General features: G+C 76.5%; 12 protein-coding genes. 8 read left to right on the top strand and 4 right to left on the bottom strand.

Annotated elements, in window-relative coordinates; all coding sequences use genetic code 11:
- Nucleotides 1–195: 195 nt before the first annotated feature.
- Complete coding sequence (locus PH190_RS23215; protein WP_274233896.1) at nucleotides 196–1,500, bottom strand: sensor histidine kinase; 1,305 nt, start codon at nucleotides 1,498–1,500, stop codon at nucleotides 196–198.
- Nucleotides 1,497–2,168 (bottom strand): response regulator transcription factor, encoded by a 672-nt coding sequence (locus PH190_RS23210; RefSeq protein ID WP_274233895.1) that lies wholly within the window; start codon nucleotides 2,166–2,168, stop codon nucleotides 1,497–1,499. The genes PH190_RS23215 and PH190_RS23210 overlap by 4 nt, the downstream gene beginning before the upstream one ends.
- An 84-nt stretch (nucleotides 2,169–2,252) precedes the next feature.
- Between PH190_RS23210 and PH190_RS23205 the strand changes: the two genes are divergently transcribed.
- From PH190_RS23205 to PH190_RS23190, 4 genes are all read left to right on the top strand, one after another.
- A complete protein-coding gene (locus tag PH190_RS23205) occupies nucleotides 2,253–3,305 on the top strand; it encodes a LolA family protein (RefSeq protein ID WP_274233894.1) in 1,053 nt (350 codons plus the stop codon).
- The gene (locus PH190_RS23200; RefSeq protein ID WP_274233893.1) at nucleotides 3,302–4,258 is read left to right on the top strand and encodes an ABC transporter ATP-binding protein; all 957 of its coding nucleotides are present in this window, start codon (nucleotides 3,302–3,304) and stop codon (nucleotides 4,256–4,258) included. Before PH190_RS23205 ends, PH190_RS23200 begins: the two co-directional genes overlap by 4 nt.
- 5 nt (nucleotides 4,259–4,263) lie before the next feature.
- Entirely contained in the window at nucleotides 4,264–5,127 is an 864-nt protein-coding gene (locus PH190_RS23195) for an ABC transporter permease subunit (RefSeq protein ID WP_274233950.1), read from the top strand.
- A gap of 252 nt (nucleotides 5,128–5,379) precedes the next feature.
- Entirely contained in the window at nucleotides 5,380–6,819 is a 1,440-nt protein-coding gene (locus PH190_RS23190; RefSeq protein WP_274233892.1) for an acyl-CoA synthetase, read from the top strand.
- Nucleotides 6,820–6,843: 24 nt separating this feature from the next.
- Here the strand turns inward: PH190_RS23190 and PH190_RS23185 are convergent, their stop codons facing one another.
- Together PH190_RS23185 and PH190_RS23180 are read right to left on the bottom strand one after the other, a co-directional pair.
- Entirely contained in the window at nucleotides 6,844–7,500 is a 657-nt protein-coding gene (locus tag PH190_RS23185; RefSeq protein WP_274233891.1) for an SAM-dependent methyltransferase, read from the bottom strand.
- On the bottom strand, nucleotides 7,497–8,453 hold the full coding sequence (locus PH190_RS23180; protein ID WP_274233890.1) for an NAD(P)/FAD-dependent oxidoreductase: 957 nt from the start codon (nucleotides 8,451–8,453) through the stop codon (nucleotides 7,497–7,499). The genes PH190_RS23185 and PH190_RS23180 overlap by 4 nt, the downstream gene beginning before the upstream one ends.
- Nucleotides 8,454–8,511: 58 nt before the next feature.
- Here PH190_RS23180 and PH190_RS23175 point away from each other — a divergent pair, with 58 nt between their 5' ends.
- The 4 genes from PH190_RS23175 to PH190_RS23160 all read left to right on the top strand — a co-directional run bounded on the left by PH190_RS23175 (nucleotide 8,512) and on the right by PH190_RS23160 (nucleotide 14,797).
- Nucleotides 8,512–9,093 (top strand): helix-turn-helix domain-containing protein, encoded by a 582-nt coding sequence (locus PH190_RS23175; protein WP_274233889.1) that lies wholly within the window; start codon nucleotides 8,512–8,514, stop codon nucleotides 9,091–9,093.
- Between the two features lie 124 nt (nucleotides 9,094–9,217).
- Nucleotides 9,218–11,098: a methylmalonyl-CoA mutase family protein gene (locus PH190_RS23170; RefSeq protein ID WP_274233888.1), complete on the top strand. Its 1,881-nt coding sequence runs from the start codon at nucleotides 9,218–9,220 to the stop codon at nucleotides 11,096–11,098.
- Entirely contained in the window at nucleotides 11,095–13,302 is a 2,208-nt protein-coding gene (scpA, locus tag PH190_RS23165; RefSeq protein WP_274233887.1) for a methylmalonyl-CoA mutase, read from the top strand. Before PH190_RS23170 ends, scpA begins: the two co-directional genes overlap by 4 nt.
- A 118-nt stretch (nucleotides 13,303–13,420) precedes the next feature.
- Nucleotides 13,421–14,797, top strand: coding sequence for a carotenoid oxygenase family protein (locus PH190_RS23160; RefSeq protein ID WP_274233886.1), 1,377 nt, complete (start codon nucleotides 13,421–13,423; stop codon nucleotides 14,795–14,797).
- Nucleotides 14,798–14,802: the final 5 nt, after the last annotated feature.

Here is a 14,802-nt window from a genome sequence, read left to right as displayed (position 1 = left end):
TCGCTCCTACACCCCCGCCGCGCCGACCGGGAGCGAGGGCCTCCCTGGCTGCGTGGCAGGCAGCGGAGGTGTTCCTCGCTCCCACACCCCCCGCCGCGCCCACCCGGTGCGAGGGCGTCCCTGGCTGCGTGGGAGGCAGCGGAGGCGTCCCTCGCTCCCACACCCCAGCCGCCCCCCGAAGAAAGCCCGCGACCCTCAGCCCGCCGGCCAGCGCACCACCACGCGCAGCCCGCCGTCCGGGGAGGTCGTGGCCCGGGCGGTGCCGCCGCGCCCGGCGACGAGGCGCCCGACCAGCGCGAGGCCGAGCCCGCTGCCCTCGCCGGCGTCGGGCCGCAGCCGGGTGAAGCGGTCGAAGATGCGCTCGCGCTCCGCGGGGGCCACGCCCGGCCCGTCGTCGTCGACGAGCAGCCGCACCCACCGCCCCGCGGGCACCACCGCCACGTGCACGACGGTCGCCGCGTGCCGACGCGCGTTGGCGAGCACGTTGTCGAGCACGATCGCCACCTCGGCGGGCGTCGCCGCGACCGCGACGGGCATCGGCGCCCACAGGGTGATCGCCACCGTCACGTCCTCGGGCAGGCGGGCGAGCGCCTCGCCGACCGCGTCGACGAGGTCCACGGGACGGGCCGGCACCCGCTCGCCCGCGTCGGCCCGCGCGAGCGCGAGGAGGTCCGCGACCAGCGTCGACAGCCGCTCGGCCTCGCGGGCCACCGACCGCCACGTCGCCGCCCCCGACGCCTCGCCGGGGTGCGCGACGGCCACGTCGGCCTGGGCGCGCAGGGCGGCGATGGGGGAGCGCAGCTCGTGCGCCGCCTCGCTGGTGAAGCGCTCGAGGCGCGCCACGGCGTCGTCCCGGCGCGCGAGCAGCGCGTTGATCTCGCCCGCGAGCGCGGCGAGCTCGTCGCGGGCGGGCGGCACGGGCAGTCGCTCGCCGGGCGGGAGCGCCGCGGCCGCGCTCCGCATCCGGTCGACCGGGCGCAGCGCCACCCGCACCGCGACCCACGCCGCCGCCGTCACCCCCACCGCGCCGAGCAGCACCGTGAGCGCCAGCACCCGCGCCGCCTCGGTGACCAGCGCCGCCGCGTCCACGAGGTCGCGCGCGGCGAGGACGAGGCGCGGTGACCCGTCCGGGGCCGGTACGGGCACCGCCACCCAGCGCTGCGGCCCGAGCGGGCCCGGCACCGTCACCGGCTCGCCGGCCGCGAGGAGGCGCACGGCGTCGGGATCCACCGGCCCCGGCCCCCGCCCGTCCACCGGCGCCCCCGCGACGTCGACGACCCGCACCCCGAGCGGCACCGGCGTCCCGGCCGCCACCGCGCCCGACGCGGCGGCGGCCCGCTCCGCGAGCGCGGCGTCGCCGCTGCGCACCACCGCCGAGAACAGCAGCCCGCCAGCCACCCGGCCCACCGCGAGCAGGGCCACGACGGCCACGACCCCGACGACGACCGTGATCCGCGTCCGCAGCGACCGCCGCGCCCACCAGCCCGCGGTCCGGCTCACCCCACCCCCAGCCGGTAGCCCCGCCCGCGCTCGGTGCGCACCAGCTCGCCCGCCCCGACCGCCGCGAGCTTGCGCCGCAGGTACCCGACGTAGACCTCGACGACGTTGCGGCTCGCCGACCCGCCCCCGCCCCACACCGCGGCGAGCAGGTCGTCCTTGGTCAGCACGGCGTCCGGGCGCACGGCGAGCGCGTGCAGCACCGCGAACTCGCGCGCCGAGAGCTCCACCTCGCGGCCCTCCCAGGTCGCCGACCGCGTCGCCGGGTCGAGGCGCAGCCCGCCCCGCACGACCCGCGGCGCCGGCGGGCCCGCACGGCGCAGCACCGCCCGCAGCTGGGCGACGAGCACGACGAACGAGAACGGCTTGACCAGGTAGCCGTCGGCGCCGAGGTCGAGACCGTCGGCCTGGTCGACCTCCCCGTCCTTCGCCGAGATCAGCAGCACCGGCGTGGCGACGCCCTCGGCCCGCAGCGCCTCGAGCACCCGGTAGCCCGACAGCCCGGGCAGCAGGATGTCGAGCACCACGGCGTCGTAGGCGCCGGTGGCGGCCTCGCGCAGGCCCGCGTGGCCGTCGGCGACCGCGTGCACCTCCATGCCCTCGGCGGCGAGGCCGCGGCGCAGGGCGTCGCGCACCCCGGGCTCGTCGTCGACCACCAGCACCCTCGGCACGCTCCCGACGGTAGGGCCTCGGTCGGACAGGGGCGGCCGACCGACGCTGAGACGGTCTCAGCATCCCGCGGCCACGATGGGGTCATGGGTCGCAGGAGCTGGGTCGGGGCAGGGCTGGGGGCGGCGCTCGTCGGCGCCGTCGGCGTGGGGCTGCTGGTGGCCCCGGCGGGCGCGTCCGCGGCGCCACCGCTGCCGCCGGTGAGCCCGGAGGACCTCGTGTCCTCGGTGATGACGGCCCAGCGCGGCCCGTTCGCCGGGGAGGTCGAGGTCGACAACGCCCTGGGCCTGCCCGCGGTCCCCGGCGTGCCGCAGCTGGCCGACGGCACCTCGACGGTCCGCGTCTGGTCCGGCGGCGAGGACCGCGGCCGCGTCGCGATCCCGTCGCCCGACGGCGAGCGGACGCTGGTCTCCGACGGCACGACGCGCTGGGCGTACGACTCGCGCGACCGCACCGCGACCCGGGCGCCCGCCGGGGACCACGGCGGCCCGCCGGAGGGCCAGCAGCAGGACCCGACCGCCGCGGCCACCCAGGCCATCGCGACCCTGCGGCAGACCAGCACCGTCGCGGTCGACGGCACCGCGGAGGTCGCGGGGCGCGCGGTCTACCAGCTGGTCCTGACGCCGCAGCCCACCGAGCGCACGCTGCTGCGCGAGGTGCGCGTCGCGGTCGACGCCGAGACCCGCCAGCCGCTGCAGCTCACGGTGCTCGCACAGGGGCAGGGCGAGCCGGCGCTGCGGGTGGGCTTCTCCGAGATCACCTACGGGCCGCAGGACCCGTCGCTGTTCACCTTCACCCCGCCGCCGGGGACCACCGTGCGCGACGCGCCCGCCCGCGACGGCGAGCAGCGTCCCGAGGGCGACCGGCCGCGCAGCACCGTCGGCGACGGCTGGGACACCGTGGTGATCGGGCAGGCGCCGCAGCCCGGCGATGGCCGGCCGCGGGACGGCCAGGACGGTCAGGACCAGCGGCCCGAAGGCGCCCCGGACCTGTCCGCGCTCGGGCAGCCGGTCTCCGGCCCCTGGGGCAGCGGCCGGGTGATCACCACGGCGGTGGCGACGGTGATCGTCACCGACGACGGCCGGATCGCCGCCGGCGCGGTGCCGCAGCAGGTGCTCACCGAGGCCCTGGCCCGGTGACGGCCGCCCCCTCGGTCGCCGCGCCGGCCACCGCCGCCGCCCCGGACGCGGTCGCCGCGCGTGTGCGCGGGCTGCGCAAGACGTTCGGGGCGACGGTGGCCGTCGACGACGTGGACCTCGACGTCCCGGCCGGCGCCGTGCTCGGGATGCTCGGGCCCAACGGGTCGGGGAAGACCACCCTCATCCGCATGCTGCTCGGCCTCACCCGGCCCACCGCGGGCACCGTCGAGCTGCTCGGGCACGCCGGCGACGACCTCACCGCCGCGCTGCCGGACGTCGGCGCGCTGGTGGAGGGGCCCGGCTTCCACCCGTTCCTGTCCGGCCGCGACAACCTGCTGCGCGCCGCGACCGCCGAGCCCCGCCTCGACGGCGACCTGCGCGGCCCGGTCGACGCGGCGCTCGAGCGGGTCGGGCTCGCCGACGCCGCCCGCCGGCGCTACCGCGGCTACTCCCTCGGCATGAAGCAGCGCCTCGGGCTCGCCGCGGCGCTGCTCGTCCCGCGCCGGCTCGTGGTGCTCGACGAGCCGACCAACGGGCTCGACCCGGCCGGCACGCGCGACGTGCGCCGGGTGGTGGCCGAGCTGCGCGACGCGGGCGCCACGGTGCTGCTGTCGTCGCACCTGCTCGCCGAGGTCGAGGCCGTGTGCACCCACGTCGCGGTGCTGCAGACCGGGACGCTGCTGGTGTCCGGCGAGCTCCGGGCCCTGCTCGAGGCGGACGCCGGCGGCCTGGTCGTCAGCACTCCGGACGTCGACGACGCGATCCTCGCGCTCCGCGAGGCCGGCGCGCCGTCCTACCGCGCCGAGGGCGGCGTCGCGGTCCCGCCGGGCGCGCTCGAGGCACCCGAGATCGTGGCCGCGCTCGTCGGGGCCGGGGTCGCGGTGTGGGAGGTCCACCGCCGCCGCGCCCACCTCGAGGAGCTCTTCGCCCGCCTGACCGAGGAGGACGCGTGACGACGGTGTCCGCGAGCGCCCCGCCCGCGAGCCGGGCCTCGACCCGCTCGGTCGCCCCGCTCGGACGGCTCGCTGCCGCAGAGATCCGGTGGGTCCTGCGCCGGCCCCGCACGCTGGTCCTGCTCGGGCTCCTGGCGCTGGTGCCGATCGCGCTCGGGGTCGGGATCGCGCTGACCGGCGGTCCGGGCGACGGCGACGGCCCGGGCCTGGTCGCCGCGGTGGCCGGCAACGGCCTCGTGCTGCCGATCGCCGCCCTGGGCCTCGCGCTCTCGCTCCTGCTCCCGCTGACGGTGGCCACCGCGGCCGCGGACGCCCTGGCCGGCGAGGCCGCGCACGGCACGCTGCGGGGGCTGCTGCTCGCCCCGGTGGGCCGGGTCCGCCTGGTCGTCATGAAGGCGGCCGGGGTGCTCACGGTCGCCGTGCTGGCGGTGCTCGTCGTCGCGGTGGTCGGCGTGCTCACGGGCCTCGTCGTCGTGGGTGGCCCGAGCGGCACCATGATCACGCTGTCGGGCACCACGCTCGGGCTCGGCGAGGCCCTCGGCCGCGTCGCGCTGGTGGCGGGCTGGACGATCGTGCAGCTGCTGGCCATCGCGGCGGTCGCCCTCGCGGTGTCGGCGTTCACCGAGCACCCGCTCGTCGTGCTGGCCGCCGTCCTCGGCGGCCTGATCGTCTTCGGGGTGCTCGCGGCGGTGCCGTCGCTCGAGTGGCTCCAGCCCCTGCTGCTGACCTCGGGCTGGACCGCCGGCGCCGACGCCCTGCGCGACCCGCTCCCGCTCGACGGCCTGGCCTCGAGCACGGGGCGGGCGCTGGTCTACGTCGTCCTCGGCGCCGCGGTCACGGTGTGGCAGATGCGACGCCGGGACGGGTAGCGGCTCAGCCTGCTCCAGGCCCGACGCGACGAGGGGCGCCGGACGTCACGGGCCGTCTCGACGCTGGCGATGTCGCGCTCGACCCGGCCGTCCTCCCGACGATCACGGCCGCCCGCCCCCCGTTGACAACCGGTGGGGGCGGCGAGCGCGACGCCCGGAAGCTGCGGGGTGATCGTCGACAAGCTGCTGGTGCGAGGCCGCCCGCCGGGGTAGCCGCGCGCGCCCGCGGGGGCAGAACCCATCATGGGCGCCATGACGCTGCTGCGGGCACTGGCCGAGGGGGCCCTCGACGACCCCGACGCGATCCGTGTCGGTGACGCCGCCATGTCCGGTCCCGAGCTCCTCGGGGCGGCGGCCGTCGTCGCCGACCAGATCCGCGAACGCTCCGACGAGGGCCCGGTCGCCGTGCTCGCCGAGCCGACGGCGCAGGCCGTCGTCGCGATGGTCGGCGGCCTGCTCGCCGGCGTGCCCGTCGTCCCGGTGCCGCCCGACACCGGCCCGGGCGAGCGCAGCCACGTCATCACCGACTCCGGCGCCTCGCTGTGGATCGGCGACCGGCCGCACGACGTCTCGCTGCCGATGCGCAAGGTCGACATCAACCGCCGCAGCGGCGACGTCGCCCGCGAGGCCCCGAACGACGGCCCGGCGCTGGTGCTCTACACGTCCGGCACCACCGGCGCGCCCAAGGGCGTGCTGCTCTCGCGGGCCGCGATGGGCGCCGGGCTCGACGGGCTCGCCGAGGCCTGGGACTGGACGGCGCGGGACACCCTCGCGCACGGCCTGCCGCTGTTCCACGTGCACGGGCTGGTGCTCGGGGTCTTCGGCGCGCTGCGGATCGGCTCGCCGCTGGTGCACGTCGGGCGGCCGAAGCCGTCGGCGTACGCGGCGGCCGTCCGCGACCACGGCGCGACGCTGCTGTTCGGGGTCCCGACGATCTGGTCGCGCATCGCCGCCGACCCGCAGGCCGCGGCCGCGCTGCGACCGGCCCGCCTGCTCGTCTCGGGCAGCGCGCCGCTGCCCGTGCCGGTGTTCGAGCAGCTGCGCGAGCTCACCGGGCAGGCGCCGGTCGAGCGCTACGGGATGAGCGAGACCATGATCACCCTGTCGGTCCGGGCCGACGGCGAGCGCCGGCCCGGCTGGGTCGGGGTGCCCGTCGCCGGGGTGGAGACGCGACTGGCGTCCACCGACGAGGAGACCGCCCAGGACGACGGTGTCCAGCTGCTCCCGCACGACGGCGAGACCATCGGCGAGCTGCAGCTGCGCGGCCCCGGCCTGTTCGACGGCTACCTCGGCCGCCCCGAGGCGACCGCCGCGACGTGGACCACGGACCGCTGGTTCCGCACCGGCGACGCCGCGGTGATCGACGAGGGCGGCTACCACCGGATCGTCGGCCGCCGCTCGGTCGACCTCATCAAGACCGGCGGGTACCGCGTCGGGGCCGGCGAGATCGAGACCGCGCTCCTCGAGCACGAGGGCATCCGCGAGGCGGCCGTGGTCGGCGAGCCCGACGACGACCTGGGCCAGCGGATCGTCGCCCACGTCGTCCTCGTCGGCGACCCCGTCGACCCCGAGGAGGTCATCGCCTTCGTCGCCGACCGCCTCTCGGCGCACAAGCGCCCCCGCGAGGTCCGCGTCGTCGACGCCCTGCCCCGCAACGCGATGGGCAAGGTGCAGAAGGCGCGCCTGTCGTAGCAGCGAACGCGCTGTTCGCTGCTTCTACGCGCGCGAAGGCCCCATTCGCCCCGGCCGGCGCACCCGCAGCACGGCGTCGTAGAGGAAGCGCGGGCGTCCGTCGGGCTGGACGGCGTCGCGGCCCCGGCGCTCGGCGACCTCGACCGTCCAGCCCGCGATCGCGTCGCCGAGCTCGCCGACCAGCTGCTCGGCCGTGGCGAACATGTCCGGCGGGTGGTGGTGCTCGGCCTCCGGCGGCATGCCCTCCGGGTCGTGCCCCACGATCAGCAGCGTGCCCCCGGGCGCGACGGCGCCGGCGACGGCTCGGTAGAGCCGCGGACGCTCGGCACCCGGCAGCTGCATGAAGTGCATCGTGACGAGGTCGAAGCCGCCGGGGAGGTCGTCGGCGAAGAGGTCGACGGCGCGCGTCGTCACCCGCTCGCCGAGGCCCTCGGCCGCGGCCCGGGCGGCCACGCGCTCGAGCGCCACACCCGAGACGTCGACCGCGGTGACCCGCCACCCGCGCGCGGCGAGCCAGATCGCGTCGCCGCCCTCGCCGCTGCCGACGTCGAGGGCGGTGCCGGGCGCGAGGTCGGCGACCTCCGCCACGAGCACCGCGTTCGGCTCGCCGCTCCAGATCCTCTCGCTGCTCCCGTAGCGCTCGTCCCAGAACGCGGCGGTGTACTGCTCGTGGGTCGTCATGCGAGTGCTCCCTCCCGGTGGCGGGCGACGGCCCGCGCGATGTCCTCCTCGACGAGGTCGGCGTTGATCCGCGCGCCCGCCATCGTGCCCGCCGCGGCGGCCGCGACGACCTGCGCGGACAGGTCGGCGACGTTGCCCGCGACCCAGACGCCGGGCACCTCGGTCCGGCCCGTGACGTCGGCGGTCGCGACGTAGCGCCCGCCCCACGGGTGGTCGACGACGGGGACGCCGAGGTCCTCGAGCACCGCGCTGCGCGCCACGAACCGCGGCCCGACCACGAGTGCGGTGCGCGGCACGACCCGCCCGCCGACGAGGCGGACACCGGTGAGGCGGCCGTCGGCGATCTCCAGGCGGGCCACCTCCTCGTCGATCACCGTGACGCCGAGCGCGGCGAGCTCCTCCGCCTCGTCGGGCGAGAGCGCCGGCGCGTGGTGGCGCAGGTAGACGAGGTCGGCGGTCAGCTGCGAGAAGAGCTTGACCTGGTGCAGGCTGTTCGGCCCGCTGCCCAGCACGGCGACGGGCTGGTCGCGCACCTCCCACCCGTGGCAGTACGGGCAGTGCAGCACGTCGTGGCCCCACAGCTCGCGGACGCCGGGCAGGTCGGGCAGCTCGTCGACCAGGCCGGTCGCGACGAGCAGCCGGCGCGCGCGCAGCGTGTCGCCGTCGGCGGTGTCGACGGCGAACAGCTCGCTCTCACGGCGCGCGGCGACGGCGGCGCCGGAGCGGAACCGGCCGCCGTAGGACTCCACCTCCGCGCGCCCGAGGCGCACGAGCTCGGCGGGCGGCAGGCCGTCGCGGGTGAGGAAGGCGTGCACCCCCTCGGCGGGGGCGTTGCGGGGTTCGCCGGCGTCGAGCACGAGCACCGAGCGGCGGGAGCGGGCGAGGGTCAGCGCGCCGGAGAGCCCGGCCGCGCCACCCCCGAGGACGAGGGCGTCGAGGGGTTCGTCGGTCATGGGACCACCGTGCGCCGACGGCGGGCCGGCGACGAGGATTCTTGCCATAGTGGCAAACATGTCCACCGACGTCCTCGGCGACCTGGGCGCCCGGCTGGCCACGCGGCGGCGCCGCGAGGGCCTGGGCCTCGCCGAGCTCTCCGAGCGCACCGGCATCTCGGTCAGCACCCTCTCGCGGCTCGAGCACGGTGGCCGGCGCGCCACCCTCGAGCTGCTCCTGCCCCTGGCGACCGTCTACGGCACCGGGCTCGACGAGCTCGTCGGCCTGCGCGAGGCCCCGCCCGCCCGCGACGCGCCGGTCGCGCAGAGCGAGGACACGGTGATGTACCGGCTCTCGCGCAGCCCCGGCCAGCCCGCGGCCTACAAGTTCGTCTTCTCGCCCGCCCGGCACACCCCGCCCGCCGAGCTGCCGACCCACCAGGGCTGGGAGTGGGTCTACGTCCTCGCCGGGCGGCTGCGCGTCATCAACGGCGACAGCGACCTCGTTCTGCGGCCGGGCGAGGCCACCGAGATCGACACCCGGCGTCCCCACTGGCTGGGGAGCACCGGCGACGGGCCGGTCGAGGTGCTCGCGCTGTTCGGGCGCCAGGGCGAGCGGGTGCACATGCGGGGGACGCGAACGGGGAGTTCGCGCGCGTAGAGGCAGCGAACCGCCCGTTCGCTGCAACACCCGCACCCCGACTCGACCGATTCCGCTCGCCCGCACCGGTGGCCTGGCGCACGGAGGCGAACCGGTCGGGCCTGACCGTCCTACGATCCCGCGCATGACCGCAGCGGAGCCCACCGAGAGCCCGGAGGACCTGACGCTGGCTGGCGAGTTCGAGGCGCCGACCCGCGAGCAGTGGCGCGAGCTGGTCGCGGGCGTGCTGGCGAAGTCGGGCCGCGAGCTGTCCCCGGAGGAGGCCGAGGCGGCGCTCGCGACCGTCACCGACGACGGCATCACCATCGCCGGCCTCTACGCCGCCGAGGACGCCCCGCACGTGCCCGTCGGGGTGCCGGGCCTGCCGCCGTTCGTCCGCGGCGCCCGCCCCGAGGGCCAGGTCGCCGAGGGCTGGCTGGTCCGCCAGCGCCACGCGTTCCCCGCCGACGGTGACCTCGGCGAGGCCCACGACGTGGTCATGGCCGAGCTGGAGAACGGTGTCTCGTCGCTGTGGCTCGTGCTCGGCGACGCCGGCGGCCCGCCCGTCGACGCGCTGCCGACCCTGCTCGAGGGCGTGTTCGTCGACCTGGCGCCGATCGCGCTCGACGCCGGCCGCGACACCCCGGACGCCGCCGCGGCGCTGCTGCGCTTCGCCGAGCAGGCGGGCTCCGGGGCGATCGGCGGCTCGCTCGGCTACGACCCGCTGCTCGACCGCACCCAGGGCGGGCCGGCGTTGGACCAGCCGTACACCGACGCCCTCCTCGAGCACGCCCGGCAGGCCGCCGGGAGCCACCCCGAGCTGCGCACCGTCGTCGCCGACGCCCTGCCGTACCACCGCGCGGGCGGCAGCGACGCCCAGGAGCTCGGTGCCGCGCTCGCCGCCGGCGTCCACGCGCTGCGCCTGCTCACCGACGCGGGCCTGAGCACCGACGACGCGTTCCGCCGGATCGAGTTCCGGTTCGCCGCCACCGCCGACCAGTTCGCGACGCTCGCCAAGCTCCGCGCCGCGCGCCGCTGCTGGGAGCGGATCGGGTCCGTGTCCGGCGCCTCCGAGAGCGCGCGGGCGATGGTCCAGCACGCCGTCACGAGCCCGGCGATGATCACCCGCCGCGACCCGTGGGTGAACATGCTGCGCACCACCGTCGCCGCCGTCGGCGCCGGGCTGGGCGGGGCCGCCGCGGTCACCGTGCTGCCCTTCGACAGCGAGCTCGGCCGTCCCGACGAGGCCGCCCGCCGCCTCGCGCGGAACACCCAGGCGCTGCTGCTCGAGGAGTCGCACCTCGCGCACGTCATCGACCCGGCCGGCGGCTCCTGGTACGTCGAGTCGCTGACCGACGCGCTGGCCCACGCCGCCTGGGAGGAGTTCACGCGTACCGAGCGCGACGGCGGCATCGCGGCGGTGCTGGACGACGGCAGCCTCGCGGCTCGCCTCGACGAGACGTGGCAGCAGCGGGCGACGCGCATCGCCCGGCGGAAGGACCCGATCACCGGCGTCAGCGAGTTCCCGAACCTGCACGAGGAGCTCCCGCAGCGGGCCCCCCTGCCGATCACCGAGCACGACGGCGGCCTGCCCCGCCGGCGCTACGCCCAGGTCTTCGAGGAGCTCCGCGACCGCGCCGACGCCGCGGCGTCGACGGGGCAGCGCCCGACCGTCTTCCTCGCCACGATCGGCGCCCTCGCCGAGTACACCGCCCGCGCCTCGTTCACCACGAACCTGCTGAACGCCGGGGGCGTGGCCACGCTCGACGGCCCCGGTGGCACCGACCCGCAGGAGATCGCGGACGCCTTCCGCGAGGCCGGCACCCCGGTGGCGGTGATCGCGTCGTCGGACAAGCGCTACGACGAGCACGCCGCCGGCGTCGCCGCGGCCCTGCGCGAGGCCGGAGCGACGCGCATCCTGCTGGCAGGGAAGAAGGACGTCGAGGGCGTCGACGCCACCCTCTACGCCGGGTGCGACGCCGCCGCCGTTCTCCGCGACACCCTCGAGGCCCTGGAGGTCCGATGAGCATCCCCGACTTCGGTGACGTCGAGCTCGGCACCCCCGAGGGGCCGTCGGGCGACTGGGAATCAGCGCTCGAGGAGGCCACCGGCAAGGGCGCCGAGGACCTCGTCTGGGAGACCCCCGAGGGCATCGGGGTCAAGCCGCTCTACACCGACGCGGACCTCGAGGGCCTCGACTTCCTGCACACCTACCCGGGCGTCACGCCGTACCTGCGCGGGCCGTACCCGACGATGTACGTGACCCAGCCCTGGACCGTGCGCCAGTACGCGGGCTTCTCGACCGCCGCGGAGTCGAACGCGTTCTACCGGCGCAACCTCGCCGCCGGGCAGAAGGGCCTGTCGGTCGCGTTCGACCTGCCCACCCACCGCGGCTACGACTCCGACAACCCCCGCGTGTCCGGGGACGTCGGGATGGCCGGGGTGTCGATCGACTCGATCCTCGACATGCGCCAGCTGTTCGACGGCATCCCGCTGGACCGCATGTCGGTGTCGATGACCATGAACGGGGCCGTGCTCCCGGTGATGGCGCTCTACGTCGCCGCCGCCGAGGAGCAGGGGGTGTCGCCGGAGCAGCTGGCCGGGACCATCCAGAACGACATCCTCAAGGAGTTCATGGTCCGCAACACCTACATCTACCCGCCGAAACCGTCGATGCAGATCATCTCGGACATCTTCAGCTACACCTCGGAGAAGATGCCCAAGTTCAACTCGATCTCCATCTCGGGCTACCACATCCAGGAGGCCGGGGCCTCGGCCGATCTGGAGCTGGCGTACACGCTGGCCGACGGGGTGGAGTACCTGCGGGCGGGCCGGAACGCCGGGCTGGACATCGACAAGTTCGCGCCGAGGCTGTCCTTCTTCTGGGGCATCGGCATGAACTACTTCATGGAGATCGCCAAGCTCCGCGCCGCCCGGCTGCTGTGGGCGAAGCTCGTGCACGGGTTCGGCGCGCAGAACCCGAAGTCGCTCTCCCTGCGCACCCACAGCCAGACCTCCGGCTGGTCGCTCACCGCCCAGGACGTCTACAACAACGTCGTCCGCACCTGCGTCGAGGCGATGGCCGCGACCCAGGGGCACACCCAGTCGCTGCACACCAACGCCCTCGACGAGGCGCTCGCGCTGCCGACCGACTTCTCCGCGCGCATCGCCCGCAACACCCAGCTGCTGCTGCAGCAGGAGTCGGGCACCACGCGCACCGTCGACCCGTGGGGCGGCTCGGCCTACGTCGAGCGCCTGACCCGCGAGCTCGCCGGCCGCGCGTGGGCCCACATCCAGGAGGTGGAGTCCACCGGCGGCATGGCGCAGGCGATCGACGAGGGCCTGCCGAAGATGCGCATCGAGGAGGCCGCGGCCCGCACCCAGGCCCGGATCGACTCGGGGCGCCAGCCGCTGATCGGCGTCAACAAGTACCCGCTGACCGCGGGCGAGGACGTCGACGTGCTCAAGGTCGACAACAAGGACGTGCTGCGCCAGCAGGTCGAGCGGCTCAAGGAGCTCCGGGCCGACCGCGACGACGAGGCCGTGCGCTCGGCGCTGCAGCAGCTGACCAACGCCGCCCGCGCCGCCGACCAGGGCACGAGAGAGACCGGTCTCGACGGCAACCTGCTCAAGCTCGCCATCGACGCCGCGCGCGCCAAGGCCAGCGTCGGCGAGATCTCCGACGCGCTCGAGGAGGTCTACGGCCGGCACCGCTCGGACGTCCGGACGATCTCCGGGGTCTACCGTGACGAGGTGGGCGAGAACTCCGCCGTCGAGCAGGCGCGCCAGGCGGCGTCGCGGTTCTCCGACGCCGAGGGCCGCCGGCCCCGCATCCTCGTCGCGAAGATGGGCCAGGACGGCCACGACCGCGGGCAGAAGGTCATCGCCACCGCGTTCGCCGACCTCGGCTTCGACGTCGACGTGGGCCCGCTGTTCCAGACGCCCGCCGAGGTCGCGCGCCAGGCCGTCGAGGCCGACGTGCACGTCGTCGGCGTCTCGTCGCTCGCGGCCGGGCACCTGTCGCTGGTCCCGGCCCTGCGCGACGAGCTCGCGGAGGCCGGCGCCGAGGAGATCCTCATCGTCGCGGGCGGCGTCATCCCGCCCGGCGACCACCAGGAGCTGCTCGACAACGGCGCCGCCGCGATCTTCGGTCCGGGCACGGTGATCGCCGAGGCCGCGACGCAGCTACTCGGCACGCTGTCCGAGCGGTTGGGGCACACCGCCGGCTGAGCTCCCGGGTGGCAGGCCCGGGTCGCGCGGGGGAGGCTCGCGGGAGTCGAGCACGGAGGTTCTGCTGACCGCCGCCGAGGACGCCCGCCCTCTCCACCTGACCGGTCACTACGCGCCGGTGCCCGACGAGATCGACGCCGTCGACCTGCCCGTCGAGGGCACGCTGCCGCCGGAGCTCGACGGGCGCTACGTCCGCAACGGCCCGAACCCGCTGCCCGGCGCCGATCCGGGGCACTGGTTCCGCGGCCACGGGATGCTGCACGGCGTGCGCCTCGGGCGCGGGCGGGCGCTCTGGTACCGCAACCGCTGGGTCCGCACCGGCGCACTGGCCGGCCGCCGCTACCTGTCCTGGCGAGGGGTCGACCTCACCGCGGTGCCGGCCAACACCCACGTCATCGAGCACGGCGGGAGGCTGCTCGCGCTCGTCGAGCAGGGCCTGCCGTACGAGGTCGACCGCGACCTCGGGACGGTCGGCCCCTGCGACTTCGGCGGGCGGCTGCGCACGGCGATGACCGCGCACCCGAAGGCCGACCCGGTGACCGGGGAGCTGCACTTCTACGGCTACTCGCCGGTGCCCCCGTTCCTGACCTACCACCGGCTCTCCGCCGCGGGGGAGCTCGTGGTCAGCCGCCGGGTCTCGGTCCGGCGCCCGACCCTCATGCACGACGCCGCCATCACGGCGCGGCACACGGTGTGGCTGGACCTCCCGCTGACGTTCTCCCTGCGGCACATCCGGGCCGGCTTCCCGTTCGTCTGGGACGAGTCCTACGGCGCGCGCCTCGGCGTGATGCGCCACGACGACCCGACCGCGACGGTGCGGTGGTTCGAGATCGACCCCTGCTACGTCTTCCACGTCGGCACCGCGCACGAGGACGCCGACGGGCGCATCGTCGTCGACGGGTCCCGCTACGACGCCGCGGACATGGCGGCGCAGTGGGCACCGCCGACGCGCCGTCGACGACGCGGCCGTGCCCGGGACACCGCCCCGGAGGCGGCCCGTGACGCGGCCGGGGCCGCCGGCGCGGACCCCGCGGGCCGGGCGGCCGGCACCGGAGCGGCACGGATGCACCGCTGGGTCCTCGACCCCGCCACCGGGCGGGTGTCCGAGGGCCCGCTCGACGACCGTCCCGTGGAGTTCCCCACCGTCGACCCGGAGCGCGTCGGCCGCGCCGCCCGCTACCGCTACGGCGTCACCTCGTCGCGGGCCGCCAACGCGATCCTCAAGCTGGACCTGACGACCGGGCGGACCCTCGTCCACGAGCTCGGACCCGAGGTCAAGGCCGGGGAGGCCGTGTTCGTCCCGGCCGCCCGCGCCGACCGGGGCGAGGACGACGGCTGGTTGCTGACGATCACCACGCGCGCCGACGGCTCGGCCTCGCGGCTGCTCGTCCTCGACGCCACCGACGTGACCCGGACCGTCGCCGCGGTCACCCTGCCCCGCGGCGTGCCCTCGGGCTTCCACGGCTCCTGGATCCCCGAGCCCCCCGAGGGGTGACGGCG

Source organism: Actinomycetospora straminea (genome assembly GCF_028737255.1).
Lineage (GTDB): Bacteria > Actinomycetota > Actinomycetes > Mycobacteriales > Pseudonocardiaceae > Actinomycetospora > Actinomycetospora straminea.
The sequence above is the reverse complement of the archived record's forward strand: the minus strand, read 5'-3'. Positions and strand labels throughout refer to the sequence as shown.